Source organism: Microlunatus sp. YIM B11417 (assembly GCF_059617205.1).
Genome location: NZ_JCAMPJ010000001.1, coordinates 998,755 through 1,024,758, shown reverse-complemented (window position 1 = coordinate 1,024,758; position 26,004 = coordinate 998,755). Strand labels below are relative to the sequence as shown.

At 69.3% G+C, this 26,004-nt stretch carries 29 protein-coding genes; 21 read left to right on the top strand and 8 right to left on the bottom strand.

All coding sequences use genetic code 11. The annotated features are described in order from the left end of the window. Window positions 1-40 precede the first annotated feature (40 nt). On the top strand, window positions 41-508 hold the full coding sequence (locus AC6CCG_RS05225; RefSeq protein ID WP_496653409.1) for a winged helix-turn-helix transcriptional regulator: 468 nt from the start codon (window positions 41-43) through the stop codon (window positions 506-508). A 153-nt stretch (window positions 509-661) separates the two neighbouring features. On the opposite strand, the gene AC6CCG_RS05220 is transcribed toward AC6CCG_RS05225, so the two are convergent. Further along, window positions 662-1,348 carry a CGNR zinc finger domain-containing protein gene (locus tag AC6CCG_RS05220; protein WP_496653408.1) on the bottom strand — a complete coding sequence of 229 codons (687 nt, stop codon included), beginning with the start codon at window positions 1,346-1,348 and terminating at the stop codon, window positions 662-664. A gap of 89 nt (window positions 1,349-1,437) precedes the next feature. On the opposite strand from AC6CCG_RS05220, the gene AC6CCG_RS05215 reads away from it, so the two are divergent. Further along, window positions 1,438-2,829, top strand: a complete 1,392-nt coding sequence (locus AC6CCG_RS05215) for an MFS transporter (protein ID WP_496653407.1) — start codon at window positions 1,438-1,440, stop codon at window positions 2,827-2,829. Between the two features lie 45 nt (window positions 2,830-2,874). After that, the gene (gene prcB, locus AC6CCG_RS05210; RefSeq protein WP_496654391.1) at window positions 2,875-3,711 is read left to right on the top strand and encodes a proteasome subunit beta; all 837 of its coding nucleotides are present in this window, start codon (window positions 2,875-2,877) and stop codon (window positions 3,709-3,711) included. Window positions 3,712-3,722: 11 nt separating this feature from the next. Here prcB and AC6CCG_RS05205 read toward each other — a convergent pair whose 3' ends face one another. The 3 genes from AC6CCG_RS05205 to AC6CCG_RS05195 are packed head-to-tail and all read right to left on the bottom strand — an operon-like array spanning window position 3,723 to window position 6,124. Beyond that, window positions 3,723-5,138 (bottom strand): MFS transporter, encoded by a 1,416-nt coding sequence (locus AC6CCG_RS05205; protein WP_496653406.1) that lies wholly within the window; start codon window positions 5,136-5,138, stop codon window positions 3,723-3,725. A 19-nt stretch (window positions 5,139-5,157) separates the two neighbouring features. Next, window positions 5,158-5,751, bottom strand: coding sequence for an SRPBCC domain-containing protein (locus AC6CCG_RS05200; protein WP_496653405.1), 594 nt, complete (start codon window positions 5,749-5,751; stop codon window positions 5,158-5,160). Then, a complete protein-coding gene (locus AC6CCG_RS05195) occupies window positions 5,744-6,124 on the bottom strand; it encodes an ArsR/SmtB family transcription factor (protein ID WP_496653404.1) in 381 nt (126 codons plus the stop codon). The genes AC6CCG_RS05200 and AC6CCG_RS05195 overlap by 8 nt, the downstream gene beginning before the upstream one ends. Window positions 6,125-6,212: 88 nt before the next feature. Between AC6CCG_RS05195 and AC6CCG_RS05190 the strand changes: the two genes are divergently transcribed. The 8 genes from AC6CCG_RS05190 to AC6CCG_RS05155 all read left to right on the top strand — a co-directional run bounded on the left by AC6CCG_RS05190 (window position 6,213) and on the right by AC6CCG_RS05155 (window position 11,727). Then, window positions 6,213-6,737 carry a MarR family winged helix-turn-helix transcriptional regulator gene (locus AC6CCG_RS05190; protein WP_496653403.1) on the top strand — a complete coding sequence of 175 codons (525 nt, stop codon included), beginning with the start codon at window positions 6,213-6,215 and terminating at the stop codon, window positions 6,735-6,737. Further along, the gene (locus AC6CCG_RS05185) at window positions 6,734-7,621 is read left to right on the top strand and encodes an arginase family protein (RefSeq protein WP_496653402.1); all 888 of its coding nucleotides are present in this window, start codon (window positions 6,734-6,736) and stop codon (window positions 7,619-7,621) included. Before AC6CCG_RS05190 ends, AC6CCG_RS05185 begins: the two co-directional genes overlap by 4 nt. Further along, on the top strand, window positions 7,618-7,953 hold the full coding sequence (locus tag AC6CCG_RS05180) for a DMT family transporter (RefSeq protein ID WP_496653401.1): 336 nt from the start codon (window positions 7,618-7,620) through the stop codon (window positions 7,951-7,953). The genes AC6CCG_RS05185 and AC6CCG_RS05180 overlap by 4 nt, the downstream gene beginning before the upstream one ends. After that, on the top strand, window positions 7,946-8,314 hold the full coding sequence (locus AC6CCG_RS05175; protein WP_496653400.1) for a DMT family transporter: 369 nt from the start codon (window positions 7,946-7,948) through the stop codon (window positions 8,312-8,314). Before AC6CCG_RS05180 ends, AC6CCG_RS05175 begins: the two co-directional genes overlap by 8 nt. A 215-nt stretch (window positions 8,315-8,529) precedes the next feature. After that, window positions 8,530-9,327 carry a hypothetical protein gene (locus AC6CCG_RS05170; RefSeq protein WP_496653399.1) on the top strand — a complete coding sequence of 266 codons (798 nt, stop codon included), beginning with the start codon at window positions 8,530-8,532 and terminating at the stop codon, window positions 9,325-9,327. Window positions 9,328-9,382: 55 nt separating this feature from the next. Next, a complete protein-coding gene (locus tag AC6CCG_RS05165; RefSeq protein ID WP_496653398.1) occupies window positions 9,383-10,171 on the top strand; it encodes a glycosyltransferase family 39 protein in 789 nt (262 codons plus the stop codon). Between the two features lie 14 nt (window positions 10,172-10,185). After that, complete coding sequence (locus AC6CCG_RS05160) at window positions 10,186-10,656, top strand: hypothetical protein (protein WP_496653397.1); 471 nt, start codon at window positions 10,186-10,188, stop codon at window positions 10,654-10,656. An 81-nt stretch (window positions 10,657-10,737) separates the two neighbouring features. Next, a complete protein-coding gene (locus AC6CCG_RS05155) occupies window positions 10,738-11,727 on the top strand; it encodes a GlxA family transcriptional regulator (protein WP_496653396.1) in 990 nt (329 codons plus the stop codon). On the opposite strand, the gene AC6CCG_RS05150 is transcribed toward AC6CCG_RS05155, so the two are convergent. Both AC6CCG_RS05150 and AC6CCG_RS05145 read right to left on the bottom strand, forming a co-directional pair. Beyond that, window positions 11,724-12,011, bottom strand: a complete 288-nt coding sequence (locus AC6CCG_RS05150) for a hypothetical protein (protein ID WP_496653395.1) — start codon at window positions 12,009-12,011, stop codon at window positions 11,724-11,726. The two genes, AC6CCG_RS05155 and AC6CCG_RS05150, sit on opposite strands and share 4 nt — an antisense overlap. Before the next feature lie 157 nt (window positions 12,012-12,168). Continuing rightward, complete coding sequence (locus AC6CCG_RS05145) at window positions 12,169-13,068, bottom strand: SDR family NAD(P)-dependent oxidoreductase (protein ID WP_496653394.1); 900 nt, start codon at window positions 13,066-13,068, stop codon at window positions 12,169-12,171. 162 nt (window positions 13,069-13,230) lie between these two features. Here AC6CCG_RS05145 and AC6CCG_RS05140 point away from each other — a divergent pair, with 162 nt between their 5' ends. Continuing rightward, window positions 13,231-13,434 (top strand): hypothetical protein, encoded by a 204-nt coding sequence (locus AC6CCG_RS05140; protein ID WP_496653393.1) that lies wholly within the window; start codon window positions 13,231-13,233, stop codon window positions 13,432-13,434. Between the two features lie 25 nt (window positions 13,435-13,459). Here the strand turns inward: AC6CCG_RS05140 and AC6CCG_RS05135 are convergent, their stop codons facing one another. Next, window positions 13,460-14,617 (bottom strand): ROK family protein, encoded by a 1,158-nt coding sequence (locus tag AC6CCG_RS05135; protein WP_496653392.1) that lies wholly within the window; start codon window positions 14,615-14,617, stop codon window positions 13,460-13,462. A 178-nt stretch (window positions 14,618-14,795) separates the two neighbouring features. Here AC6CCG_RS05135 and AC6CCG_RS05130 point away from each other — a divergent pair, with 178 nt between their 5' ends. The 9 genes from AC6CCG_RS05130 to AC6CCG_RS05090 all read left to right on the top strand — a co-directional run bounded on the left by AC6CCG_RS05130 (window position 14,796) and on the right by AC6CCG_RS05090 (window position 25,127). After that, window positions 14,796-16,505 carry an ABC transporter substrate-binding protein gene (locus tag AC6CCG_RS05130; RefSeq protein ID WP_496653391.1) on the top strand — a complete coding sequence of 570 codons (1,710 nt, stop codon included), beginning with the start codon at window positions 14,796-14,798 and terminating at the stop codon, window positions 16,503-16,505. Between the two features lie 21 nt (window positions 16,506-16,526). Next, the gene (locus AC6CCG_RS05125) at window positions 16,527-17,507 is read left to right on the top strand and encodes an ABC transporter permease (RefSeq protein ID WP_496653390.1); all 981 of its coding nucleotides are present in this window, start codon (window positions 16,527-16,529) and stop codon (window positions 17,505-17,507) included. 12 nt (window positions 17,508-17,519) lie between these two features. Further along, entirely contained in the window at window positions 17,520-18,407 is an 888-nt protein-coding gene (locus AC6CCG_RS05120; protein WP_496653389.1) for an ABC transporter permease, read from the top strand. After that, entirely contained in the window at window positions 18,404-19,294 is an 891-nt protein-coding gene (locus tag AC6CCG_RS05115; protein ID WP_496653388.1) for an ABC transporter ATP-binding protein, read from the top strand. Before AC6CCG_RS05120 ends, AC6CCG_RS05115 begins: the two co-directional genes overlap by 4 nt. After that, window positions 19,291-20,139 carry an ABC transporter ATP-binding protein gene (locus tag AC6CCG_RS05110; protein ID WP_496653387.1) on the top strand — a complete coding sequence of 283 codons (849 nt, stop codon included), beginning with the start codon at window positions 19,291-19,293 and terminating at the stop codon, window positions 20,137-20,139. The genes AC6CCG_RS05115 and AC6CCG_RS05110 overlap by 4 nt, the downstream gene beginning before the upstream one ends. A gap of 53 nt (window positions 20,140-20,192) precedes the next feature. Then, the gene (locus AC6CCG_RS05105) at window positions 20,193-20,999 is read left to right on the top strand and encodes a LacI family DNA-binding transcriptional regulator (protein WP_496653386.1); all 807 of its coding nucleotides are present in this window, start codon (window positions 20,193-20,195) and stop codon (window positions 20,997-20,999) included. Between the two features lie 255 nt (window positions 21,000-21,254). After that, window positions 21,255-23,225 (top strand): ABC transporter substrate-binding protein, encoded by a 1,971-nt coding sequence (locus AC6CCG_RS05100; protein ID WP_496653385.1) that lies wholly within the window; start codon window positions 21,255-21,257, stop codon window positions 23,223-23,225. Between the two features lie 37 nt (window positions 23,226-23,262). After that, on the top strand, window positions 23,263-24,285 hold the full coding sequence (locus AC6CCG_RS05095; RefSeq protein WP_496653384.1) for a Gfo/Idh/MocA family protein: 1,023 nt from the start codon (window positions 23,263-23,265) through the stop codon (window positions 24,283-24,285). Continuing rightward, complete coding sequence (locus tag AC6CCG_RS05090) at window positions 24,282-25,127, top strand: sugar phosphate isomerase/epimerase family protein (RefSeq protein ID WP_496653383.1); 846 nt, start codon at window positions 24,282-24,284, stop codon at window positions 25,125-25,127. The genes AC6CCG_RS05095 and AC6CCG_RS05090 overlap by 4 nt, the downstream gene beginning before the upstream one ends. On the opposite strand, the gene AC6CCG_RS05085 is transcribed toward AC6CCG_RS05090, so the two are convergent. Then, on the bottom strand, window positions 25,096-25,902 hold the full coding sequence (locus tag AC6CCG_RS05085; RefSeq protein WP_496653382.1) for a methyltransferase domain-containing protein: 807 nt from the start codon (window positions 25,900-25,902) through the stop codon (window positions 25,096-25,098). The genes AC6CCG_RS05090 and AC6CCG_RS05085 overlap by 32 nt on opposite strands. Window positions 25,903-26,004 lie beyond the last annotated feature (102 nt).

Sequence of the window (26,004 nt, the reverse complement as noted above, 5' to 3'; positions counted from 1 at the left end):
CTATGATGATCGTAGTCAAGCCCTCGCGGAGGTGGTTCCGGTGAAGCGATCGAGTGGCAAGTCGCACTGCCCGATCAACTACGGCCTGGAGACGTTCGGCGACCCGTGGACGCTGCTGCTGGTGCGCGACATCGTCTACTTCGGCAAGCACACATTCAACGAGTTCCTCGCGTCCGAAGAGGCCATCGCGCCGAGCGTGCTGTCGAACCGGCTGGAGCAGCTGGTCGCGGCCGGACTGCTGAGCAAGGACAAGGACCCGGCCGACCGCCGGCGAGTGGCCTACAACCTCACCGAGGAAGGCCTCCGGCTGATCCCGGTCCTGGTCGAGATCGCCGATTGGGGCGTCGACGCCGACCCGGACTCGGGTGCACCGCTGGACTGGGTCGCCGCCGTACGGGCGGACAAGCCAAGGATGATCCAGCGGATCACCGACGCGGTCCGCCAGGGCCGAGCCGTCTTCGTCGGCGAGGACAGCCTGATCGCCGAACTGGAGCGACCCGCGGCGTGAGCCGGCGCCGGTCGCGCCGAGTCCGCTCGGCGTGAGCCGCGGACCTACGCCCGCGGGCGGTCCGCCGCGGGGATCAGCTCGCCCGCGGTGATGCTCGCCGTGGTCGACCTGTCGTCGACCCGTCCCCGCCGCGAGTCCGATCCTGCCTCTCGATCATGATCGTCCACGCTCGGCGCGACGGCGGGCGTTCTGCCGCCGGCCCTTGCTGACGTTGCCGCAGTCGGCCATGCTGCACCACCGGCGGGACCGATTCTTCGTCGTGTCCAGGAACAGCCAGCCGCAGGGCATCCCGCCCCGACCCTCGCCGGGGCAGATCTTGATCTTGGCCAACTCCGGATCACGAAGCAGATCGAGGGCGGAGACTGCGACCTGCCGGATGACGTTGCGGGGATGGGGTTCCGGCCAGTCGAGCTTCAGGTGAGGCCCGACCGCGACCCAGGACGCGGCCCGGAGGGCCTCGGCGCCGAACGCCTGCAGTTCGGCCAGATCCCGGTCCGGCGGCTGCTCTCCTGCTGCCACGGACGCGAAGCTGCGATAGACCGCATCCCTCAGCACATCAGCCTGGCCGAGCAGCCGGCGGGCGACACCAGACCGGTCGAGCAGCGGCCACATCGCGAGGGCTTGGCCATGATCGTAGAGACCCTGCCGAAGACCCCAGGCGACCAGGTCGCGGCCGTCCCGAAGATGATCTTGATGGTGTTCCAGTTCGCGCGGTTCCGCGTGCGGACCGCCGCGCGGTTCGATGGTGTTCGCGAAGTCCAGACAGAGGGCACCAGAGATCGCCGGGCCCAGGGCCCGGACTCGAAACTCCAGCTCCTCCGCCGGTGCCCGACGTTCCACCGAACCTACCTCCTAAATCCACTTCGATGGTAACATCGAGCCTGCTTCCGTCTAATGACGTTTTGCTGGTAGCAAGGAGTGATCGGTCCATGGCCGAGGAACGCCTCGCCCTGCGGACCGCCGCACTGAGCGTCGGTCAGTTCGGCATCGTCGTCGCCTTCCAGGCGGTGGCCATCGTCCTGCCCGCGGTCGGCGCCGGTCTGGGCCTGGCGCCGGCGGCCCTGCAGTGGCTGGTCGGGGCGACCGCGCTGACGTACGCCGGCGGGCTGCTGGTGGCCGGGAGGCTCGCGGATCGCTTCGGGGCGCGACGGATGTTGATCATCGGATCCCTCGTCCTGGTGGTGTTCAGCGGCTCGGCCGCCGCGGCCCCGTCCGAGGCCGTGCTGATCGCGGCCCGCGCCGGCCAGGGTGCGGGCATGGCGCTCTACACACCGGCGATGATCGCCTTGCTGTCCACCGGGTTCGCCGACGAGGATCGGCGACATCGAGCACTGACCTGGTGGAACGCGGCCGGCGGCGCCGGCGGCTTCTTCGCCGTGGCCGCCGGTGGCTGGGTCGCGCAATACAGCTGGCGAGCCGCGTTCGTACTGCTCGCGCTCCCGCCGCTGCTGACCGCGATCCTGACCGTGCTGGCGTTCCCGGCGGAGCAGGATGGCGGGGCGGAGCCGCCGCGCCGGGTGAGCCTGATCAACGCCGGCCTGCCGCCGTTGGCAGCGACCTTGATCATCTTCGGTGTCACCGGGCCGAACGAGACGATGAGCACGCGGACCCCGTTCCTGGTCGGGGCGGCGGTCCTGATCACGGTCTGGCTGATCCGGGAGCGACGGGCCCGGCACCCTCTGGTGACGCCCGAGCTGCGGAACTGGCCGGCCCTGCAGCCGATCCTGCTCGCGGTCCTGCACGCCGCGGCGATCAACACCCCGATCTTCTTCTACGGTTTGTTCCTCCAGGCCTACCGCGGCGCGACGACGTTCGAGGTCGGCCTCGGCTACGTTCCGGCGAACGTCGGGCTGGTCCTGGGTTCGGTCCTCGGCGCCGCGGCGGTTCGGCGCCGAGGCCGCCGGTTCACCATTGCGGCTGGGATGGGCCTGGTCGGTCTCAGCGTTCTGCTGCTGGCCACCGTCGACGCGGCGAGCACGGTCTGGCACCCGTTCCTGCTCGGCTGGCTGCTGTTCGGCATCGGCGCCAGCGCCGCCCAGCTCGGGTTCATCGGCCTGGCCGGCCGGTTGCCGGCGGCCGCAGCCGGGACGGTCGCCGGGCTGCTCACCGCCGGCGGCCAACTCGGCACAGCGATCGGGCTGGCCCTGCTCGTCGGCCTCGCGGCCACCGCCGAGGACCCGATCGCCGGCTACCGCCTGGGTTTCCTCGGCGCCGGGGTCGCCGCGACTCTCGGGGTCATCGCGGGCGTCGCGGCTCTCGGCCGGGTCCGGTCCCGTACGGCCCGCCGCGGTCCGGACCGGACCGCGGTCCGGGAACACTAGGCTGGGCGTCCGGAGCGTCGTTCGGAAGGGTGGGCCGTGAGCGATCTGTCGTCGGTGGGGCTGTCGCCGGAGTATCTGAAGATCGGGGCGTCGTCGTTCTACGAGTTCGCCGCCGCGGTCGCACCCCACGTGCTGCCGACCTCGCGCAGCCAGGAACGCGGTGGCCGGCACGCGGGCGACCTGTCGCCGCACGGTACGACGATCATCGCGGCGAGCTTCGCCGGCGGAGTCGTGCTGGCCGGCGACCGGCGGGCCACGGCGGGGGCGATGATCGCGCAACGGGAACTCGAGAAGGTGCACCCGGCCGACGAGTTCTCCATGATCGGCTTCGCCGGCTCGGTAGGGCTGGGCATCGACCTGATCCGGTTGTTCCAGTTGGAGTTGGAGCACTACGAGAAGCTGGAGGGGTCGTCGTTGTCCCTGGTGGGCAAGGCGAACCGGTTGGCCACGCTGGTGCGCGGGAATCTGCCGTTGGCGATGCAGGGGCTGGTCGCGGTGCCGCTGTTCGCGGGCTGGGATCAGGCCGCGGGCCGGGGCCGGATCTTCTCCTACGATCCGACCGGCGGGCGGTACGAGGAGCACGAGTTCCACTCGATCGGTTCGGGGTCGGTGTTCGCCCGGGGCTCGTTGAAGAAGCTGTACCGGCCCGAGCTGGATGCGACCGGGGCGGCGACGGCGGTGATCCAGGCGTTGTACGACGCGGCCGATGACGATTCGGCGACCGGTGGGCCGGATGTGGCTCGCCGGATCTATCCGGTGATCATGATCGCCGGCCCCGACGGCGTGGAACGCGTCGCGGAGCAGCGGGTGGCCGAGTTGGTCGACCGGATGCTCGCGGGCCGGCTGCAACGCCCCGACGGCCCGGCAGCCCCGCTGACCTGAACCCACCCCCGTCAGTCGACCGAAGCCGGTTCCGCAACGGGTTCCGCGGCCTGGTACCGGGCAGCGAGGCGCCGGTACTGCGGCGTCAGGAAGGCCACCAGCGCCAGCAAGGTGCAGACGAGTCCGGAGATCAGGAAGATCAGCGCGATGCCGCGGGACTCCCCCGTCCCCAGCAGCCACTCCCACTGCCGCCGGCCGGCCTCCGTGCGCAGGTGCGGGATCACCCACAGCTCGGCGATCGGCGCGATCAGCAGCGCGGTGACCGGCGCCGCGGCGGCTTCGAAGGTCATCGCGAAGCCGAACACCCGCCCCTGTTTCTGGTACGGGACGACGCGCTGGATCACCGCCTGCTCCGCCGCCTCGATCGCCGGCATGAGCGCCATCGCCAGCCAGATGCCGGCGACGAACAGCCAGCCCCATTCACGCAGGCCGTACACCGCGCCGATCACACCGATCACAGCGGCGATGATCAACATCGTCCGGATCGGGCTCCGGCCGAGGCCCTTCTTCGCGATCACCGCGCCGCCGACGAACAGGCCGGTCGAGGCGACCGCGAACCAGACGCCCCAGCCCTGCACGCCGAACAGCTCGATGCCGTACGGATCCATCAGGGCCATCGACACGCCGTTGACGAGGTTGTTCAGCGTGGTGAACAGCACCAGGGCGAGCAGGCCCGAGGTCGCCTTGACGGCCAGCCAGCCGCCGCGGAGGTCCACCAGCTTGCCGGCCGCGTCCTGCGACCCGGCCGGGTCGGCAACGCGCTCCGGAATGCGCAGCATGATCAACTGCAGCAGGGTCAGGGCCAGCACGGAGATGCCGATCACCAGTGTCCAGCCCAGGCCGAGGAAGCCGACGGAGAGTCCGCTGAACACGCTGGTCACGAGCATGGCCAGGCCCTGCACGGCACCGACCATCCCGTTGGCGTTGGCATGCCGGTCCTCGGGGACGAGCAGGGTCACCGTGGTCGACAACGCGATGCTGCGCAGTTGCTCGACCACCGCTCCGGCGAGCATGATCACCGCGAAGATCCAGAACCAGGGCCGGCTGAGATCGCCGATCGCCCGCTCCCCGACGAGCAGGAAGAGGACCGAGTCGAGCAGGAACACGGCCAGGGCGGCGCCGGTGGCACCGACCATCACGGCCTTCTTCCGGAACCGGTCCACCAGGGTGCCGAACATCATGCTGAACAGTGAGACGAACACCATGTAGGCGGCGCCGATCACGCCGGTCGCGATCACGTTCCGCGTCTCCGCGTAGATCCAGAACGTCAGTCCGAACCAGAGAAAGCTCGTCGTGACGTTGGCCAGGGCGGTGTTGATCAACACCTGCACGAACAGGCGGAACCCGTCCGGCGGGACCGGATTCCCGGCGGCCGGCTCGGACGGGACCGGCTCGACCCCGTCCGGCCGGCTCGACGATGCGTTCATGATCAGCCTGTCCCGATGATCAAGGGCGGTTCGCGTAGGCGGACTCGGCCTTCACCCATTCGGCGGCCCGCAGGTGGGCCAGCCGCAGTTCCTCGTTCTCGTCGAACTCGTACCACTCCAGGCTCGGGCGGTCCGGCAGCACTCCGCGCAGGTACTCGCCGAGGTAGTGCAGCGGACCCTCCCACCCGATCGCCGGGCTGAACTTGTCACCGTCGAGATCGGTGTGGAAGACGTCGGCGATCGAGGCGTGCTCCAGCTCGAGCCAGGTCGCGCCCGCGCCGTCGGCGGTCAACCGGACCTCGACCTGATCGGCCTCGGAACGATCCGGCGGCAGCCACTCCAGCCGGAGCAGGTGCGGTGCCTCGCAGGCCAGGATCCGCCCGCCGGCCTGGCCCTGGAACGCGTACGTGCCCGCAGCGGCATCCACGTCGACCGGAAGGAAGAACCGATCGATCCGGTCGGCCGTGGTGATCGCGGCCCACACCTCCTCGATCGGGGACTCGAACCGGCGCTTCAGGACCACGGTCCGCGCCGCCCCCTGCTCGATCCTCCGGTCGCCCATCGATCGTTCGATGAGGCCGATGCTCGTGTCCTGGTCGGCGATGTCACTCAACGTCTTCTCCTTGATCAGCTTGCTCGGTCTGCGCGTCACGCCCGCGCAGGCGTTCCCGGCGACGCCCTCGGGCCAGCTCGGTCTCGAGGGCGTCCAGCGACTGGCTCCACAGCTGCCGCAGCCCGTCCAGCCAGTGATCGACCTCCTGCAGCGGCTCGGCCTCGATCGCATAGACGCGACGCGTTCCCTCGCGACGCATCGACGCGAACCCGTTCTCGCGCAGCACCCGCAGGTGCCCCGACACCGTCGGCTGGGTGATCCCGAACTCCTCCATCACGACCTCGGTCACCTGCCCCGCCGCCAGTTCCCCGGCCGACAGCAACTCGATGATCCGCCGCCGGACCGGGTCCCCGAGAACGTCGAACGCGTGCACGACCCCTTTATATCGTCTGCCACCTATATAGGCAAGTACCGATGCGTGCTGCCTGCTAGCCTATAGATGCATGAGGTATGGATCACGAATGGCGAACCTTCTCGGGGCCGTCGTGGTCGGCGCGCACGACCGGCTGGCCGAGGTCACCCAGGCCACGGCTGGCCGCACCGGTGTCACCGCGGCGGCGTTGGCGACGTTGGCCCAGGACCCGGGGCTGACCGTCGAGCAGTTGCGGCGGTGCCTCGGCATCAGCCAGCCGGCGACCGTCCGGACGGTCGATGCCCTGCAGGCGGGCGGGCTGCTGGTCCGCGAGCCCGGACCTGACCGACGGTCGCTGGCGCTCCGGCTCACGGTGGCCGGTCAGGAGCGGGCCGGTGCGGTCCTGCGGGCCCGGGCCGAGGTCCTCGATCCCCTGCTCGACGGTCTGCAGGAAGCGGAACGGTCCGCGCTGGAAGGTCTGCTGGAGCGCGTTCTGGGCCGGCTGACCACCAGTGCGCAGCGGGCCGACGAGATCTGCCGACTCTGCGACCTCGAAGCCTGCCCGCCGGAGGACTGCCCGGTCGAATGCGCCGTCCGGCGATCCGAACCCGATCACCAGGAGGCAAGATCATGATCGACATCCTCGGCGTCCCGTTCGACTCGGCCGGTACCGGCGACGGCGTCGCCGGTGCTCCCACCGCCCTGCTGAACGCGGGCCTCGTTCGGCGCTGGCCCCAGCCGGCGGCGTTCGTCGGTGATGTGGACGTCGGCCCACCGTCCACGGCCCGGGATCCGGTCAGCGGGCTGCAGAACCAGGATTCCTTGATCACCACGACCGCGTCGGTCCGCCGGGCGGTACGGCGGACCCTGCGCGCCGGACACGTTCCGCTCCTGCTGGGCGGGGACTGCCCGCTGCTGCTGGGGGCGATCAAGGGCGTCCAGGACGAAGGCGGCGCCACCGGACTGCTGTTCGTCGACGGCCACGAGGACGCCTGGCCGCCCCGGCGGAGCACGACCGGGGAGGCGGCCGACAGCGAACTCGGCCTGGCGCTCGGCCGTCACCGCGACGGCCTGCCGTCGGAACTGATCACACATCTGCCCGACCTGGCCGCCGACCAGGTGGTGGCGCTCGGACCCCGTGATCATGAGGAGCTCGTCGCGTACGGCGTGCCGTCCCTCTCCTCGATGATCACACTGCACACCGACCGGCAGCTCCGCGGGCAGGCCGCCGGGCCGGCCGACGATGCCGTACGCCGGTTCCGCGCCGCGGGTCTTCCCTGGTGGCTGCATGTCGATCTCGACGTCCTGACCACCGAGGCGCTGCCCGCGGTCGACTACCCGCAGCCGGGCGGACTGAGCTGGACCGAGCTGCACGCGATCACCGCCGCCGCGCTGGTGGACGGCTGCGTCGGGCTGTCGGTGACGGACTACAACCCCGATCTCGATGCCGATCGACGCCACGCTCGCGCCATCGTCGACCACCTCACGGCCGCGTGGTCGGCGGCCGCAAGGCCATGAGCTGGCTCCTGCTGGTCCTGGCGATCGCGGGCGACGTCGTCGGTACGGTCGCGCTCGACCGGGTCGCCGGCAGCCGGCGCCGGCGCACTGCCGTCGGCTGCTTCGTTCTCGCCGCCGTCGCCTACCTGGTCGGGCTGTGGGCGTTCGCCCAGGCCCTGCGGTCCGTTCCCACCGCTGTCGCCGACGCGATCTTCTTCGCCGGCGCCACCGCGGTGATCGCCGTCGTCGGCGCGGTCCGGCTCGGTGAGACCGTCACCGTACGGAAGGTCGTGGCGCTCACCTTGATCATCGTCGGCGTCGGCGTCCTCCGGCTCGGAGTCGATCATGGCTGAACCCGCGCCGAAGGACCGCCGGCCGACGGGGCCGATCGTCCTGGCCTGGGGCGCGCTCGGACTCGCCATCGCCCTGGACGTCGCGCAGGTCTTCGCCCTCGATGCCTCCGCCGGCTTCACCAGTCCCCTGCTGACCGCCGCGGCGATCGTCGCCTTCGCCGCCGAGCTCGTCCTCTTCACGGTCGCGCTGCGCCACATCCCGCCCACGAACGCGTACGCGCTGCTCGGGTTGAGCACCGTGGCCGTGTCCGTGATCAGCATCGGCTGGCTCGGCGAGCAGATCACCGTGATCAAGGCCCTGGCGCTGCTCGCCGTCATCACCGGCGCCGTCCTGCTCAACTCCGACGCCCGCACCGCCTGAGCCGAGCGGCCCATCGACGCTGACCGCAGGGATCCGGACATGTCTCGGGCGTCCACGGACATCCCGCCCGTTCTCCGGTTGTCACGGTGCGCTGCGACTCCGATGGTGTTCGTGATCGATGTCGCCGCCTCGACGAACGACGGCGGCCGTGAAGGCGGGATTCGGACTGATCGTGAGCACCAGCAACACCGACGTGGGCGCGGCGGACCACGATCATGCCGGCTGACGCCGACGAACCCCGGCAGGCCGGCCGCTCGACCCGCGCTCGCCCGTCGCTGCGCGCCCCGTTCCTCGCGGCCTCGGCTGCGGCCCTGGGCCTGGCCGTGCTGGCCCTCATCGCCCTGATCGTCCTCCCGAACGGCGTCGGGTCCCCACAGCCGGTGGCCGCCCGGCCGACCGAGTCCGGGTCCGAGGCTCGAGCGACCCCGACTCCGACCCCGACACCGGCCCGGGCCGGCGGTCCCTCGCCGGCGCCGGTAGGGCTCGGCACCTGCCGACGCCCGAGGCGGGGCGGCGAGACCTTCCGTTTCACCGCCGCGCAGGAGCAGCGGTTCGAGCGTCTGCTCACCCGCTACAAGGCGGTCCTGGCCGAGCACCTCGATCCCGGGTATCGCCACCTCGAGCGCGGAGTCTCGGGCCTGCACGTCGGCTGCGAGTCCGATGCGCGCTGGGCGCTCGGCGCCAAGTTCGCCTGGACCGAGGGCCGCGCCGGCGGGCAACTCGACGTCACCGTGGCCAGTCGGCTGAGCTTGCACGAGCCCTACCTCGGTTGCGGCGACGGCTGGGTCTGCAAGCCCGTCGCGCACCGGGGCGCCGGGATCACCCGTGCCCGGGTCGGGACGTTCGACAGCGGCTTCGCGGTGATCATCGAGCGCACCGGCGGCGAGACGGTCATGATCATCGCCGATCGCGGCTTCGGCAACGACTTCACCGCGGCGATCGACGGATTCCCGTTCGAAGTGGACGAACTGGTCGCCGCCGCGTCGGATCCCCGGCTCGATCTTGCTCCATGATCAACACTCGGCCGGTCCGGGACCGTACCTCGGCCCGCGGACCTGCGGCCCCTCGGTGAACGGCAGGCTCCGCGCGCCGCAGACGATCATCGGCCCGGCCTCCGTGCTCGTCCTCCTGATCGGCCTGTTGATCTTCGGCACCGGGTCCTGGGAGCCGCTGCTCTGGGTCGACGAGTACCTGACCCAGGCGGCGGTCCGGCGGACCTGGCCCGAGCTGATCGACTGGATCGCGAACCGGGACCCGGCGCCGGGACCGTACTACGTCGTCAGCAAGGCCTGGCAACTCCTGACCGACGGCGAGTCCCGGTTCTGGATCCGGCTGCCGTCGATCATCGCGCTCGCCGGTGCCGTGACGGTGATGGCCTCCCTGGTCCGGCGAACGACCGGCGCGGCCACGGCCTGGCTGGTCGCCGGGGTGCTCCTCGCCCTGCCGGTGATGTCCCGGTTCGCCCAGGAGCATCGGCCGTACGCGTTCGCCGTCCTCAGCACGGTCGCGCTGGTCTGGCTCTGGCGCCGATCACTCGAGCGAGGCGCGTCCCGTTGGTGGAGTGCCGGGTACGGGGCCGCCGTCGTCGCGAGCGGACTGGCCCACCTGTACACCCTGTGCCTGGTTCCCGTGTTGATCTTGGTCGCCTGTCTCCGGCCGGCCGGGGACCGCGGTGCGGCCATGGCCCGGACCGCGCTCCCGGTGGTGTCCGTCGGCCTCGTCCTGCTGCCACACCTGATGATCAATCTGCGGCATCCGACCGGGTCCCGACCGACGGTCCGATCACGGTCTCGTCCCTGGCCCGGCTGGTCCACGGCCTGGTTCCCTGGCCGGTCGCGCTGGTCCTGGCCGTCCTGATCGTCCTGGGGATCGTGGCCGCCGTCCGCCAGGAAGCCGTACGGGACAGCGTCGTGCTGGCCCTCTGCTGGATGATCATCCCACCGCTGCTCCTGCTCGGAGCCAAGATCACCGTCGACCTGCCGGCGACGAAGGTGCGCTATCTCGTGTTCGTGCTCCCGGCCGTCGCCTGGCTGTCCCCGATCGGGCTGCGCTGGGTCGCGCGACGCTCGCTGCCGGTGGCGATCCTGGTCCTGGTCCTCGTCGCCGTGGTCGAGCGCACCCGGTACGCCACGTCGGTGCCACGGGACTTCGTCTACTACCGCGACGACGGCGGCTGGCGGCAGCGCTATCGCTGCCGGATCGCCCAGGCACTGCTGTTGATCTTCGAGGTCGTCGACCCGTCGGTGCCCCGACCGATCCCCAGCTCGCAGCTCGGCGCCGAGCTCGACGCTGCGGCCCCGCGGGAGGTGGAATGCACCAGCACCGCCGGCCTCCGGCGATGATCGGCTCCGCCCGCGGCCGGGATCGGCGACCTCAGCAGAACCAGGACCCGGCCCGACGCCACGTACGTAGGATCCGTGACCATGGCACAGCGTGAGGTCCTGGTCATCGGCTACGACGGTGCCGAACTGCTCGACATCGCCTGCGTGACGACGACCCTGACGACGGCGCTGACGACAGCCGCGCTGATCACCGGCACCGACCCGTCGGAGCAGCCGTACCGGGTCCGGCTGCTGACGCCCGGCGGCCGTCCGATCACCTGCTCGTCCGGCTTGGAGTTGCGGGCCCACGGGTCTCTGGAACACCACCACTCCCTGGTCGACACCGTCGTGGTCTCCGGCGGGTTCGGGTCCGGACGCGCCGCCGCCAACCCGCAGCTCATCGGGCAGGTCCAGCGCCTGGCCACGCTGTCCCGCCGGGTCGCCTCGGTCTGCACCGGCGTCGGCGTCCTCGCGGCCGCGGGACTGCTCGACGGCCGACGGGCCACGACGCACTGGGGCTTCGCCGACCTCTACGCGCACCAATATCCCGCTGTACGGTTCGACGCCGAGCCGATCTACATCCGCGACGGACGGGTGTACACCTCGGCCGGCGTCACGGCCGCGCTCGATCTGACCCTGGCCCTGATCGCCGAGGACCTCGGCGAGGCGCGAGCGCGCGAGGTTGCCCGAGCGCTGGTCACGTACCTCAAGCGGCCCGGCAATCAGGCCCAGATCAGCCTGCACATCGCAGCTCCGGCGCCCGCCGACCCGGTCGTCCAGCGCACGATCGAGCACATCAACCGGCAGCTGGCCGGTGATCTGTCCCCGGCCACGCTCGCCCGGAACGCGGGCATCAGCCCCCGCCACCTGAGCCGGCTCTTCCGCACCCATGTCGGCCAGACCCCGACCCGCTACGTCCGGCAGGTCCGTGCGGAGGCGGCGGCGCAGCTCCTCGCCACGACCTCCCTGCCCGTCGCCCGGGTCGCGCAACGCTGCGGGTTCGGCACGTCCGAAGCCCTCCGCAGCGCCTTCATCGCCACGTACGGGGTGCCGCCCTCGCGGCTCGGCCTGATCAGCAACCGTCCCGACTAAGCCGTACCGGGCACGAAGTCGTCGAGTTCGTCGACGTTCGGGTCGGCGTAGGCGTCGGTGACCTGATCGCCGCAGTCCCGATCACCGTCCGCCGGCTCGCCGCCGGTCCCGAGCCACGCGAGATCCTTCCGGATCCCGGCGAGCAGCCTGGCCTGCCGGTCCAGCACCGCGGCGGCGGAGAACACCGGGGCGCCGCCGGGCGGGAGCGCGCTCCTGGCCCGCTCGAGCTCGGTGATCTTGCCGTCGAGATAGGACTCGAGGTCGTCCGAGTCGATCATGGTCATCGCAGGTGTCCTTCGGAGCCGCAATCAGACGAAGCCGGGGCCGATGCGAGATCCGATCGGTCACGGCAGCATCGTCACCGGCCGATCCGGCTCCGTCCCGGCGACGAAACCCCGCAGTCCGAATCCTTGCGATCCATGTCCGTTCCCGCAGGTCTGATCAAGGGCCGGGTCGACGACCCGGCTGGTCCCGGGCCGACCCCAGGCGCGGCAACGCGGTCAGCCGGTAGATGATCCGGGCCGGCAGGATCGCCAGCAGGCCGGTCACGATCCGGGCGTCGATCCCGACGACTCGGCGCGGCGGCGCCGAGCGCCGGGTCAGGGAATCCAGGACGGCGTGCGCCACCCGGTCGGGCGACGAGCCGTGCCCGCTGAGCCTGGAGACGTGGCGCCGGGCGAAGTCCATGATCGAGCGGTACGGGCCGCCGCGGTCCGGCAGGCCGGACTGGAGCCGGCCGAGCACCGCGGTCCCGCGTTCCCAGATCGGGGTCGCGATCACGCCCGGTTCGATCAGGGTCACCGTGATCCCGGCCGGATGGAGCTCTGCACGCAGAGCGTCGCTGAGCCCGACCAGGGCATGCTTCGACGCCGCGTACGGCCCGAACAGCGGCCCGACGATCCGCGCGTCCAACGAACCCATCATGACGATCCGCGCGGCACCCCACTCGGCCACACCGGCGCGCAACGCGGGCAGCATCGCCTGGGTCACCCGGAGCTGGCCGGTCAGGTTGATCTCGAGCTGGCGCTGGAACTGGGCGATCGGCACGTACTCCAACGGCCCGGGCAACGCCGCACCCGCGATGTTGATCAACCCGAACAGCGGCCCGTCCGCGATCACGCTCTCCGCCGCGGCCGCGACCGCGTCGGCCTCGGTCAGATCGAAGATCACCGGCTTCACGCGGCTCCCGTACCTGCGGCTCAGGTCAACGGCCGCAGCTTCGGTCCGGACACCGGCCCAGACCCTGAACTCCTCGGCCAGCAAGGACGCCACGACGGCCCGGCCGATCCCGCCGGACGCGCCTGTCACCAGCACGGACCGCCCCTGCTCTTGATCAACCACGTCCCGGCCTCCCCTCGGCAGCACTCCGAAGTACCCGCCCGGGGCTCGGTTACACGGCACGCCGGCAGCACGCGGCGCTCTGTCCGCGCTGGCCGGCTCGATGCTGGGCGGGGCTGGCCGCGCCTGGCACCGCTGGCCGTCGGCAGCTACCCGTTCGTCCTGATGTTTCCGTTCGCCCTGATCGGCCCGGAGCCCAACCCGGTCCCCAACGCCTGCTGGGGCGTGCTCTGGGCCCTGCTCGGCCTCGCCCTTCGCCGCGAGGGTGAACCAGCCTCGCCGATCCCGCGACACCGCGCCGCGGTGACCTCGCTGAGCGGTGATCGCGTGCACATCGCCGCTCCGCGGGCACAAAGGCACCGGGACTAACTTCACGAAATGAACGAAGTACGGATCAGTCGGCCAGGCTGGCCTGAAGCACCAACGCCGCCGCGCCGATCGCAGCTGCCTCCAGATCCAGAGCGGACAGGGTGACCGTGACCGCAGGCGTGCCCGGGCGGTGCACCTGCCGGAGCCAGTCGGTGATCACCCGCTCGTAGATCCCGCCGGCCTCGGTGAAGCCCGGCCCGGAGAGGAAGATCCGCTCCAGGCCGAGCACGGTGACCAGGTTCGCGATGCCGACCGCGAGCGCGGTCGCCGCGTCGGTGATCGCCGCCAGGCAGGTCCGATCGCCCTGCACGGCTCCGCGGGCGATCCGGTTGAAATCGGCGACCAGTTCGGCCGGCCCGCCGACCAGCCCGAGCCGTGCGGCATGTGCGCCGTTGGTCAGCACGTGTGCGACCACCGATGCCGGGGAGGCCAGCACGTCGACACAGCCGCGAGCACCGCAGGGGCAGGGCGGACCGTCCCGGTCGATCGACATGTGACCGAGGCTGCCCCGCGGTACGGCATCGTTCGCCCGGCCCCCCAGCACCAGGCCGGCACTGATCTGATCGGACAGGTACACGGTCGCGAACCGCGCCGCCTCACCCATCGACCCGGTCCACAGTTCACCCATGGCCGCACAGGTCGCCTCATCCCGGACGACCACCGGCCGGCCGGCAGCGGCCCTGATCCGCTGCACGGTCTGACTGATCGAGGTCGAGGAGGCACCGTTGGGCGGCAGCCAGGGCATGGCACCGCTGGGCGCATCCGCGATGCCCACGCCCGCGACCGAGTCCGCCGCGATCCCGACCGCGCGCAGGGTCCGGGCGAGCCGGTCGTCGATCACCTGCTCCAACTCTCCGTCGGCGGGCATCGGCGTCACCGCCTGGCCGACCAGGGCCCCGGCGAAATCGGTCACGGCCAGGGTCATCCGGACCCGGTCATAGCTCAGTCCGACCGCGTACCGGGAGGCCGGATTCAGTTGCAGAAGGGTCCGGCGCTTGCCGCCGGTCGAGGCCGAATGGCCCTTCTCCACCAGCAGTTCGCCGGCGAGCAGGCGCTTCACCACGTTCGTGATCGTCGCCGGAGTGACTCCCAGATCCTCGGCCAACTCCAGCCGGGTGACGACGCCGCGCTGCCTCGTCAGGTCCAGAACGGCGCCGTCCAGGGGGCGCCGAGCACGACTCATGCGGAGCGCCTCCTCACTCGATCGGGGGTCTCGGACCATCGCATCAACTGGGTCACGACGGTACGGGATCCGTTGACAACCATCGTGGTCGCCCGCAAACTATCCTAAGTTTATTCATTTGGTTAATGAAGTGTCCGATCGGACACGTCTGGTTCATTGATGCACCTGGGGAGACCGGATGTCACGCAATTCCTTTCTGATCAAGGGCCTGGTGGCGCTCGCTGCCTCGGCCTCGCTGATCGTTGCCGGCTGCAACGCCGGTTCGAACCTCGAGCAGCCGCCGGCCGCCTCCGGGCCGTCCAGTACCGGCGCGAGCAAGCCGGTGATCACGGTCGGCGGCGGTGCCGGCCCGTTCGCCGAGAACTTCAACCCCTTCTCGCCGAATGTCATGACCCTGACCCAGGGCGTGATCTATGAGCCTTTGTTCTACTTCAACCAGCTCAAGCCGATCGACCAGCAGCCGGTGCCCGTGCTCGGCACCGGCTTCTCCTGGAACGAGGACGGAACCAAGCTGACGGTCGACCTCCAACCGAAGGTCACCTGGAGCGACGGCAGGCCCTTCACCGCCAAGGACGTCGCCTTCACCTTCAATCTGATCCAGCAGACCAAGGAGCTGAACACCTCCGGGCATTCGCCGAAGGCGACTGAGCTCAGCGAGACCAAGATCGAGTTGCAGTTCGACCAGCCCTCGTTCGCCGAAGGTGCGAACGTGCTCGGCCGGACCTACATCGTGCCCGAGCACATCTGGTCCAAGATCTCCGATCCCGTGACCGAGCCGAACGAGGAGCCGGTCGGCACCGGGGCGTTCATGCTCGACAGCTTCACCCAGCAGTCGTACGCGCTGAAGGCCAACCCGACGTACTGGCAGCAGGGCAAACCGGCGATCGGCGGCGTTCGCGTGATCACCCTCTCCGGCAATCAGGCTGCGACCGACAAATACCTGGCCGGGGAGATCGACTACCAGAGCGCGGCGATCCCGAACCTTGATCAACTGATCAAGAACAAGCCGGAGCTGACCTACCTCAACACCGGCACGGCCCAGGCGGCGCTGTTCACCTGTGCCAATCCCGAGCTGGGCTGCACCGGGCCGCAGATCGATCCGGCGGTACGCAAGGCGATGTATCTCGGGATGGATCGCGAGCAGCTGTCCAACCTCGCCTTCTACAAGCTCGGCAAGCCGGTCACCCCGGCCTTCGCGCTGCCCGACCGGGATCGCGCCTTCATCGATCCGAGCATCGCCGACGCTCCCTGGACCGCCGACGTCGCGGCCGCGAAGACGACCCTGGAGGAGGCCGGCTATCAGCTGCAGGACGGCGTCTACGCCAAGGACGGCAAACCGCTGAAGCTGACCGTGAAGGTGGTGTCCGGCTGGACCGACTTCATCACCGCGATCGACACGCTGAAGCAGCAGTTCGCCGCGATCGGGGTCGAGCTCGTTCCGCAACAGGTCAGTGTGAACGAGTGGAACAGTGCCAAGGCGACCGGCAAGTTCCAGCTGGTGATCGACTCGCTCGGCCAGGGCCCGGCTCCGGACCCGTACTACCTCTACAACAACTTCTTCGGCACCGAGAGCACGGTCAAGGTCGGCGAGAACGGCAACCCGTACGGCAACTCGTCCCGGTTCTCCGATCCGGCTGTCGACGCCGCGCTGCGGCAGGCGGCCGGCACCAACGACGTCGAGGTGAAGCGGCAGGCGTACTTCGAGATCCAGAAGATCATCTCGGCCGACCTGCCCTACGTTCCCCTGCTGATCGGCTCGACCCTGACCGAGTTCAACACCAGCAAGGTCACCGGCTTCCCGACCGCCGACAACCTGTACGCGTTCCCGGCGGCGTGGGCGGCGCCTGACAACGCCCAGGTGCTGATGAATCTGGTCCCGGTCGGCTGAGCCCGAGGGTCGCTCGTGTATGTGATCAGAAAGCTGGGGTTCTATCTGGTGGCCGCCTGGGCAGCGGTCACGTTGAACTTCCTGATTCCGAGGGCGCTGCCGGGCAGTCCCGTGGACGCCATGCTGGCCAAGCTGGCGCTCCGCGGGCCGGTCAGCGCGGAGACCCGCAGATCGATCGAGATGATGTTGGGGGCCGACAACCAGCAGTCGCTGCCGCAGCAGTACCTGGACTACCTGACCGGACTGCTGCGCGGCGATCTCGGTGTCAGCGTGACGTTCTTCCCCGAGCAGGTGGCTCCGGTGATCGCGTCCTCGCTGCCCTGGACCTTGTGGCTGGTCGGCCTGTCCACGGTGATCACCTTCGTGCTCGGCGTCGGGATCGGCATGTTCGCCGGCTGGAAGCGGGGCACCTGGCTGGATGCCCTGATCCCGTCCACCACGGTGCTGCAGTCGATCCCGTACTTCTGGCTGGCTCTGGTGTTCGTCTACATCTTCGCGGTCAACCTCGGCTGGTTCCCGATCAGTGGCGGTTATGACGTCAACCTGGTCCGTCCGGCATTCGACTATCCGTTCGTCGCGAACGCGACCTACTACGGCATCCTGCCGGCGCTGACCATCGTGCTGTCCTCGATCGGCGGCTGGCTGCTCGGCATGCGCAACATGATGGTCTCGACGCTGAGCGAGGACTACGTGCTGACGGCCGAGGCCAAGGGCCTGTCACCGATGCGAACCATGATCACGTACGCGGCACGGAACGCGGTACTGCCCAGCCTGAGCGGGTTCGCGATCTCGCTCGGGTTCGTCGTGTCCGGATCGATCGTGGTGGAGACGGTGTTCAGCTATCCAGGGATCGGGTTCACCATGCTGCAGGCCGTGCAGAACAACGACTATGCGCTGATGCAGGGCCTGTTTCTGGTGATCACGCTGTCCGTCCTGGGGGCCAACCTGCTGGTCGATCTGCTGTACGGATTCATCGATCCACGAACCCGGACCGGACACTGAGGGAGACGGACCATGCTCAAGAGCTACCTCAACCGCAAGTCCGTCGCAGGCCTCGCCGTCGTCGTGGTGATCTTCCTGTTCGGCATCGTCGGGCCGTTCTTCGTCCAGGACCCGTTGGCCATCGACAACATCGGGATGGCTCCGCCGAGTGCCGATCACCTGCTCGGCACCACCCAGACCGGACAGGACGTGTTCGCCCAGCTGGCGTACGCCACCCGCGGCTCGTTGATCATCGGTGTCCTGGTCGGGGCGATGGCTCTGTTCCTGGCCTTCCTGTTCGGCGTGCTCGGCGGGTACGCCGGCGGCTGGCTGGACGAGGCCTTCTCGCTGTTCACCAACGTGATCCTGATCCTGCCCGGGCTGCCGTTGATGATCGTGATCGGCTCGTACGTACCGCAGAAGGGGATCCTGTTGATCTCCGTGGTGTTGGCGATCACCTCCTGGGCCGCGAACGCCCGGGTGCTGCGGGCCCAGACACTGTCGCTGCGTACCAGGGACTACGTGCTCGCGGCAAGGGTTGCCGGCGAGAACCCGGTCCGGATCATCGCCGTGGAGATCCTGCCCAACCTGCTGCCGGTGATGTCGTCCAGCTTCGTCTTCGCGATGATCTGGGCCATCCTCGGCGAGGCCGGACTCGCCTTCATCGGCCTCGGGGTGGTCGGCACCCAGACCTGGGGCTCGATGCTCGCCTATGCCCAGAACGGGCAGGCGCTGACGCTGGGCGGCTGGTGGTGGTTCGCCCCTCCCGGCGCGATGATCGCGCTGCTCGGCATGGGCCTGGCCTTGATCAACTTCGCCATCGACGAGGTGATCAATCCCCGGCTGCGGACCCAGCACCTGCACCGGGCGAAGCGGCTCACCAGAGCCGACAAGAGGATCGAGGAGGAGGTCCCGGCATGACCACGAGCGAACCCGGGCTCGAGTTCGGCCCGCCGAAGCTCGGCGGGCCGGTGCTCACCGTCGAAAACCTGACCATCGACTACCTGGTGGCCGAACCCGTGCACGCGGTGAAGTCGGCGTCCTTCGAGTTGCGCCGCGGTGAGATCCTCGGCCTGGCCGGCGAGTCCGGCTGCGGGAAGACGACGCTGGCGTACGGTCTGAACCAGCTGCACAAGCCACCGGCGTCGATCGTCGGCGGCACGGTGATCTTCCACGACGCCGAAACCGGCACGGACATCGACGTACTCGCCCTGGCCGGAGCGGAGCTGCGCAGGTTCCGATGGTCGAAGGTGTCGATGGTCTTCCAGGGCGCGATGAACTCGCTCAATCCGGTGATCAGCGTGCGCGCCCAACTCGCCGATGTCTTCGCCACCCATGCTCCGCAGTTGAGCCGGGAGGCCCGGTTGCGCCGCAGCGAGGACCTGCTCGAGCTGGTCGGCGTGGAACGGCGCCGCATCTCCTCCTATCCGCACGAACTGTCCGGTGGGATGCGGCAGCGGGTCATGATCGCGATGGCGCTCGCCCTGGACCCGCAGTTGATGATCATGGACGAACCGACGACGGCGCTCGACGTCGTGGTCCAGCGCGAGATCCTGCAGGAGATCCTGCGGCTACGTCAGGACCTCGGCTTCGCGGTGATCTTCATCACCCACGATCTTCCGTTGCTGCTCGAGATCTCCGACCGGATCGCCGTGATGCGGCAGGGTGAGATCGTCGAACTGGCGACGGCCGAAGACCTCTACTTCGAACCGCGCCATGACTACACCGCGACGTTGTTGTCCTCGTTCCCGTCGCTGACCGGCGACACCGGAGACTTCGTCCGCGCCGGCTATCAGGAGCGTCGATGAGCACGCTGACCGTACGCGAACTGTGCAAGAACTTCCGGCTGCGCAACGGCCTCAAGATCACCACCCTGGCCGCCGTGCGGGACGTGTCGTTCGACCTGACCGGCGGCCGTACCGTCGCTCTGGTCGGACAGTCCGGTTCGGGCAAGTCGACCGTGGCCCGGATGATCGCCCAGCTGGAGCGGCCGACCTCGGGCGAGATCCTGCTCGGTGACCGGCCGCTCGGCCGCTCGGGGGCCGCGCTGCGGCAGTACCGGGCCGAGGTGCAGATGGTGTTCCAGGACCCCTTCGCCTCGCTGAATCCGTTCCACAGCATCGGCCACCATCTGATGCGCCCGTTGCGGATCAGCGGCGCGGCGACCGGGCGGTCCGAGCTCCGGTCGGCGGCGGTGGAACTGCTGGAGCGGGTCAATCTCACCCCGGCCGAGCCGTACCTCGACCGGCGCCCGCACGAACTGAGCGGCGGGCAGCGGCAGCGCGTGGCGATCGCCCGTGCCCTGGCGCCGAGACCGAAGGTGCTGATCGCGGACGAGCCGGTGTCGATGCTCGACGTCTCCATCCGCCTCGGTGTGCTCAACCTGTTGGCCCGGTTGCAGCGGGAGGAGAACCTGGCGATGCTCTACATCACCCACGATCTGGCCACTGCCCGGCACTTCTCCGACGAGATCCTGGTCATGTACCGCGGCGAGGTGATCGAGCGGGGCGGGGCCGACGAGGTGATCTTGAACCCGCGCGCCGACTTCACCCGCGCCCTGCGCAACGCCTCACCCGAACCGACGACCAGTCGCCGATTCCTCGACGAGGCGAAGCGGCGCGGCGTCCCGATGCCGAACCATGTCCGCGGTTGAGTACTGCACAGGTGCGTGCACGGGATACAACTGTGGTTGTGCCGACTTTCGGGATGACCGTCCAGCGCAACGGCTGGACTCCGCGCAGTGAGCACTTCTACAACCGGCTGGTGGTCGGGCTGGAGGAGGAGCTGCTCCGGCACGGCCACACCATGATCATCCAGATCGTCGCCGACCGGGACGAGGAACGCGCCACCTTCGCGCGCTGGGCCGGAGACGGTTCGGTCGACGCCGTGGTGTGCAAGGACGTCACGGTCGACGACGACCTCGAGGACCATCTGCGGGAGCTGAGGCTGCCGTACGCCGTGCTCGGGGACACCAACCAGACGATCACCGTCAACGCGGTGACCGTGGACAACGCCGGCGCCCTGCGGGAGGTGCTGGATCACCTGCGGGCGACCGGACACCGGCGGATCGACTGGCTCAACGGCCCGCCCGCGCAATGGCAGACCCACGTCCGGCTGCAGGTCTTCCAGGAGTACGTCTCCGGCGGCCTGATCGAAGGGCAGGCCAGCCCGGCGGAGTACGACGAGGAGCGCTGCCGGGACCTGATCGCCGCGGCGATGAAGCGCGAGAACCCGCCGACCGCCGTCCTGGTCGACGGCGGCCATCTGGCCACGGTGGCGATCGAGGTGCTCCGCCGGCTCGGCAGCTCGGTGCCGGCCGACGTCGCGCTGGTGTCCTGGGACGACTCGCTGGCCTGCCAGCGCGCCGATCCCCCGGTCTCCGCTCTCGATCACCACATCGAGGAGCTGGGCCGCGGCGTCGCCCGCTGCCTGATGGACGCCCTCGACGGCAAGCCCCGCCGTGAGATCGGTCCCCGACCCAACCTGGTCGTCCGTGCCTCCAGCCCCGGCTGACCAAGATCTGAATCGGAACCCTGGTCTGTCCCAACGCAGTCAGGGGCGGGCAAAGCCAGCGTGGGCCGTCGTCCGCGACGGGCATCACAACGTTATCGAATTGCGCTCTTGACGGCTATTCGACCCGCGAACTAGATTTTCTCATAGTCTTCATTTGTCGAAGCTACTTTCCATATTCAGAAGATATGCCTCAGATCTGGCGCCTTCTGTAATCGATTTCACGTCATCGTCGGCCCGCATCCGAGTGAGGTGGACATGATCGACCACTCCCCGAACCGCCGGGATTTCCTGAGGATGGGCTCCGCCGCCGCGGCGGCCGCGACCCTGACCAGCTGCTCGGCGCTCGAGATCAACCCGGACACCGGCAAGGGCAACACCGGTCCCCCGATCGACACGAGCCAGAAGCAGGCACCCATGCTGCAGAAGCTTGTCGACGAAGGAAAACTTCCCGATCTCGCCGAGCGCCTGCCGGCCGATCCGCTCGTGGTCCCGATGCAGGAATCTCCCGGGATCTACGGCGGCTCGATGCGCCGCGCCCAGGCGAACACGGGAGAGACCGGCAGCAACTACATGACCTTCGGCGGTCTGACTGAATGGAGCCCGACCACGCCGAGCCAACCCCAGCCCGGCCTGGCCGCGCAGTGGGAGATCAGCCCGGACGGCAGAATGTATACGTTTACGCTCCGGCGAGGACTGAAGTGGTCCGACGGCCGGCCGTTCACCACCGACGACCTCATGTACGTCTACGAGAACGTCCTGAAGAACAAGGAACTCAATCCGGTCTTCCCGGCCTGGCTCACCGTCGCCGACCGGGAGGCGATCTTCGCCGCTCCCGACGACATCACGCTGACCGTGACCTTTGCCGCGCCGCATTCACTGTTCCTCAAGTACCTCTGCTTCGCACCGTTCGGCGGCTCCGTGCTGCAGCCGAAGCACTACCTGTCCCGGTTCCACCAGGAGCTGGCCGAGAAGAGCGAACTCGAAGCCGAGTTGAAGAAGGCGTCGGCCGCGACCTGGATGGATCTCTACTGGTCCAGGGCCAATCGCCACCTCAATCCCGACCGGCCGGTGCTCGGCCCCTGGCGGCTGGTCAAGACGGTCAACGCGACGAACACCACCGGCCGGATCGAACGCAATCCGTACTACTGGAAGATCGACGAGGCAGGACGGCAACTGCCCTACATCGATTCCGCGTCCTTCCAGGTGTTGTCCCTGGAAGCGATCGGGCTCCGCGCCGCCAACGGCGAACTCGACCTCGCCCTGTGGGACCTGCCCCCGACCGCGCTGCCCGTGTTGATCAAGAACCAGGACACCAAGCCCTTCCGGGTGCTGCGCTGGCAGCCCGATGCCCACACCGCGCTGGCACCGAATCAGAGTCACCGGGATCCGGTGCTCGCCGAGCTGTTCCGGAAGCTCGACTTCCGCGCCGGTGTCAGCCACGCGATCAACCGCACCGAGCTCAACGACGCGTTGCTCGCCGGCCAGGCCCGACCGGTCCATCCCTGCGGACAGGTCGGCGACCCCTACTTCGACGAGAGCTTCGGGCAGCGCTTCATCGAGTACGACCCGGAGGAGGCCAACCGGCGCCTCGACGCGGCCGGGCTGACCGAGCGCGACGACCAGGGCATGCGGCTGCGCCCGGACGGCAAGCCGCTGCGCCTGACCCTGCTGACCTTCGCCGTCGGCATCGGCCTTGATCAACTGACCGTCGTCGAGTACGCCAAGCGCGACCTGGCCGAGGTCGGCCTCGACACCGTGATCAGGACGGTCAGCCAGGATCTCTGGTACGTCGACGTACCGCGAGGCAACTTCGACATCATCTGCTACTCCTTCGCCGGCTATCAGTGGGACATCGACCCGCTCTGGTACGTACCGAACACCGAGTACTGCTACTGGGCACCCCGGTTCGGCCGCTGGAGCTACGACCCCGAGCACAAGGACTCCGCCGAACCACCCGAGGTGTTCAAGAACCTGTTGGCGCTCTACGAGCAGCTCAAGGTCGCGCCGACCGACCAGGAACGGCTCCGGCTCGGTCGGGAGATCCTCAAGGCCCACGACGAGAACGTCTGGATCATCGGCACGATGCCGATGCCGTACCAGCCGATGGTGGTCGCCGACGACCTGAGGAACGTGCGCCCCGAGGCGGTGGCGAGCTTCCGGCAGCACTACGAAGGGGCGACCGACGTCGCACAGCTGTACTTCGCCGAGCCGAACCACCACACCTGATCCTGGTCTTCATGATCATCTCGACTCCGGCGCAGAATTGATCATCGGCCACGCCAACCAGAGGAGAAGAACGCATGAATCCCGATCTTCGCGTCGGCATCATCGGGCGGGCGCCCTGGCTTCGAAACGGATCTATCCCTGGCTGCCGATGCTCCCGGTCCAGCTGGCCGCGGTCTGTGAGCTGGACCAGGATCGCGGCCGGGCCGCGGCCCGCCGGTTCGGCGCCGCGGCGGTCTACACCGATCACCGCGCCATGTTCACCGAGGCCGGCCTGGACGCGGTGATCATCTGCGTCGACCCGGAGGCCCATGCCCGGCTGGCGATCGAGGCGATGCGGGCCGGGCTGCCGGTCTACACCGAGAAGCCGCCGGCCGTGACGGCCGCGGCGGCGGCCGAGGTGGCTGAGGTCAGCCGGGAGACCGGGCTGATCTGTATGACCGGCTTCAAGAAGCGGTTCGCTCCGGCGTACCGGAAACTGCGTGACGCACTGGCGACCGGGGCAATGGGGACGCCGAGCCTGCTCAGCATCGACTACGCCAGCGGCGCGTACGAGAATGATCATCAGCGACCGCGAAGCCGCTTCCTGCTCGACTTCGCGATCCACATCATCGACCTGTCCAGATTCCTGTTCGGCGAGGTGTCCACCGTGTACGCGAGCAGCCCGGAGCCGTCGACCTACGCGGTCACCCTGAACTTCGCCAACGGCGCAGTCGGCACGCTGGCCCTGTCGGCCCTCCGGGACTGGGGTGTCTCGACCGAGCAGGTCGAGGTCACCGGCGGTCCGGGGCAGTTCGCTTCGGTACGGAATTCGATCACGATGGTCCGCCACGCCGGCCGGGACATCGTCGACTGGCACGACCCGAGCTTCTCCACCGCCGGCGGCGATTCCATGATCGAGACCGGCTTCGCCGGCGAGCTGGCGGAGTTCGTGGCCGCGGTCCGGGAGCGGCGGCAGCCCGAGTCGAGCATCGCCGGCTCCAGTCGCACCATGCGGCTCTACCAGGCGATCGAGGAGTCGGCAGCCACCCGCTCGATGATCACACTCGAGGAATCGGCATGAAGATCGCCTTCTCCACGATCAGCTGCCCCGACGACAACGCCGCCCGGATCGCCCGAGCCGTCGGCGAGTACGGCTACGACGGCGTCGAACTGTATGCGCTGGAAGGCGTGCGGCTGACCCCGGACCTGCTGCGGGACAGGCTGACCGAGCTGCGCAGCGCCCTGGCCGGCACCATGATCGTCTCGATCAACAGTTGGGCATCGCTGACCTCGTCGATGACCGAGGACGGGCCCGACCCGGAGGCCCAGGTGATCACCACGATGGAGCTCGCCGCCGAGCTCGGCTGCCCGCTGGTCAAGGCGTTCGGCGGCGCGTTCCCGGACGGGCGCAGTACGCAGTCGGTGATCGATCACGTCGCTGGTTCGGCCAACCGGCTGGCCGATCACGCGCGCCGGACCGGCGTCCGGCTGGTGATCGAGACCCACGACGGCTTCTGCCGGGGCGAGACCCTCGCCGCCGTCCTTGATCATGTCGACGACGACTGGGTCGGCGCTCTCTGGGACGTGCACCACCCGTACCGGGTGGGCGAGCCGGTCTCCCTCACCGACTCGCTGATCGGCGCCCGGGTCCGTCACGTGCACGTCAAGGACGCGGTCCGCACGAGCGGCGGCTGGGACTACGTCCGGCTCGGCGAGGGCGAACTACCGGTCCGGGAGCAGCTTGCCGCCCTGGCCGCCCGCGGCTACGACGGCTGGGTCTCGGTCGACTGGGAGAAGCTGTGGCACCCCGAGATCGAGGACCCCGAGACCGTGCTGCCTCAGTACGCGGCGACCCTGCGGGCGTACGCGAACGAGATCCGGACGGACCCTCCTACCGTCGGGCCACGACGGCGAACAGCGTGACCGCACTGAACGCGGTGCCGGCGGCGACGGCCGTCATGATCTCGGAACGGAGCTGGTCCGCTTCGGCCTCGTCGATCACGTCCTCCTGGCGTGCCGCGGCGATCTGCAAATCGAGGAATTCGAGGCCACCGGTCATGTCGGAACCGAACACGACAGCGGAGGCACCGACATCGTCGGCCACCGAGAGACCGGCTCCGATCAAGAGGGCGCGGAGCTGCCGGCCGATCGTCGGGTGCCGCATCCGGCCGCGGGCCGCGGCCATCACCCGCGCCACGATCTCCGGGTCGCCAGGGGCGAGGACGAAGGTCTCCCAGTCCGAATCGATCACGACCGTGCGTCCTCCCGGAGCCAGCACGCGGGCGATCTGCTCGGCCGCGGCCGCCGGATCGGCCAGATGCTGGAACACCCGTTCGCACCGCAGCACGTCGACCGAGCCGTCCGGGAAGGGCAGCGCCTCGGCGTCGCCGTCCACCAGCCGGGCCTGAGCGATGCCGGCCAGCCGGCCGGCCGCCGTGGCCCGAAGCCCCGGATGCGGTTCGACCCCGATCGCCGTACCGGACTCCCCGACCAGCTCGGCCAGCCGCGCGACCTCCGACCCGGTCCCGCAGCCGAGGTCGACCACGATCTCGCCGGGCTCCGGCGCCACCGCCTCCAGGGCCCAGTCCCGCAGCCGCCGGACACCCGGCTGTCGCTCCTGAAGCTCAAGGATCCGGACCAGCTGCGCCAGCTCGCCGACCGGGTCGACGGGCCGGTGATCGGTGCGGAAGGCGGTCATCAGCGGAGCCTCTGACCTGTCGGAACTGATGCTGTCCATGGCTTTCCTCATGCTCGCTGCTCAAGGATCACCTGAATCTGACCGCAGAACCGGGCCGCAGAA

What these genes read in the sequence shown, in the direction of transcription:
- AC6CCG_RS05170 (WP_496653399.1), top strand. Translation starts at nt 8,530, where the DNA reads ATGCCGGCTGACGCCGACGAACCCCGGCAGGCCGGCCGCTCGACCCGC.
- AC6CCG_RS05135 (WP_496653392.1), bottom strand. Translation starts at nt 14,617, where the DNA reads ATGAGTCGTGCTCGGCGCCCCCTGGACGGCGCCGTTCTGGACCTGACG.
- AC6CCG_RS05085 (WP_496653382.1), bottom strand. Translation starts at nt 25,902, where the DNA reads ATGACCGCCTTCCGCACCGATCACCGGCCCGTCGACCCGGTCGGCGAG.
- AC6CCG_RS05150 (WP_496653395.1), bottom strand. Translation starts at nt 12,011, where the DNA reads ATGACCATGATCGACTCGGACGACCTCGAGTCCTATCTCGACGGCAAG.
- AC6CCG_RS05215 (WP_496653407.1), top strand. Translation starts at nt 1,438, where the DNA reads ATGGCCGAGGAACGCCTCGCCCTGCGGACCGCCGCACTGAGCGTCGGT.
- AC6CCG_RS05190 (WP_496653403.1), top strand. Translation starts at nt 6,213, where the DNA reads ATGGCGAACCTTCTCGGGGCCGTCGTGGTCGGCGCGCACGACCGGCTG.
- AC6CCG_RS05185 (WP_496653402.1), top strand. Translation starts at nt 6,734, where the DNA reads ATGATCGACATCCTCGGCGTCCCGTTCGACTCGGCCGGTACCGGCGAC.
- AC6CCG_RS05130 (WP_496653391.1), top strand. Translation starts at nt 14,796, where the DNA reads ATGTCACGCAATTCCTTTCTGATCAAGGGCCTGGTGGCGCTCGCTGCC.
- AC6CCG_RS05175 (WP_496653400.1), top strand. Translation starts at nt 7,946, where the DNA reads ATGGCTGAACCCGCGCCGAAGGACCGCCGGCCGACGGGGCCGATCGTC.
- AC6CCG_RS05155 (WP_496653396.1), top strand. Translation starts at nt 10,738, where the DNA reads ATGGCACAGCGTGAGGTCCTGGTCATCGGCTACGACGGTGCCGAACTG.
- AC6CCG_RS05100 (WP_496653385.1), top strand. Translation starts at nt 21,255, where the DNA reads ATGATCGACCACTCCCCGAACCGCCGGGATTTCCTGAGGATGGGCTCC.
- AC6CCG_RS05205 (WP_496653406.1), bottom strand. Translation starts at nt 5,138, where the DNA reads ATGAACGCATCGTCGAGCCGGCCGGACGGGGTCGAGCCGGTCCCGTCC.
- AC6CCG_RS05105 (WP_496653386.1), top strand. Translation starts at nt 20,193, where the DNA reads ATGACCGTCCAGCGCAACGGCTGGACTCCGCGCAGTGAGCACTTCTAC.
- AC6CCG_RS05115 (WP_496653388.1), top strand. Translation starts at nt 18,404, where the DNA reads ATGACCACGAGCGAACCCGGGCTCGAGTTCGGCCCGCCGAAGCTCGGC.
- AC6CCG_RS05120 (WP_496653389.1), top strand. Translation starts at nt 17,520, where the DNA reads ATGCTCAAGAGCTACCTCAACCGCAAGTCCGTCGCAGGCCTCGCCGTC.
- AC6CCG_RS05090 (WP_496653383.1), top strand. Translation starts at nt 24,282, where the DNA reads ATGAAGATCGCCTTCTCCACGATCAGCTGCCCCGACGACAACGCCGCC.
- AC6CCG_RS05140 (WP_496653393.1), top strand. Translation starts at nt 13,231, where the DNA reads ATGTTTCCGTTCGCCCTGATCGGCCCGGAGCCCAACCCGGTCCCCAAC.
- AC6CCG_RS05110 (WP_496653387.1), top strand. Translation starts at nt 19,291, where the DNA reads ATGAGCACGCTGACCGTACGCGAACTGTGCAAGAACTTCCGGCTGCGC.
- AC6CCG_RS05180 (WP_496653401.1), top strand. Translation starts at nt 7,618, where the DNA reads ATGAGCTGGCTCCTGCTGGTCCTGGCGATCGCGGGCGACGTCGTCGGT.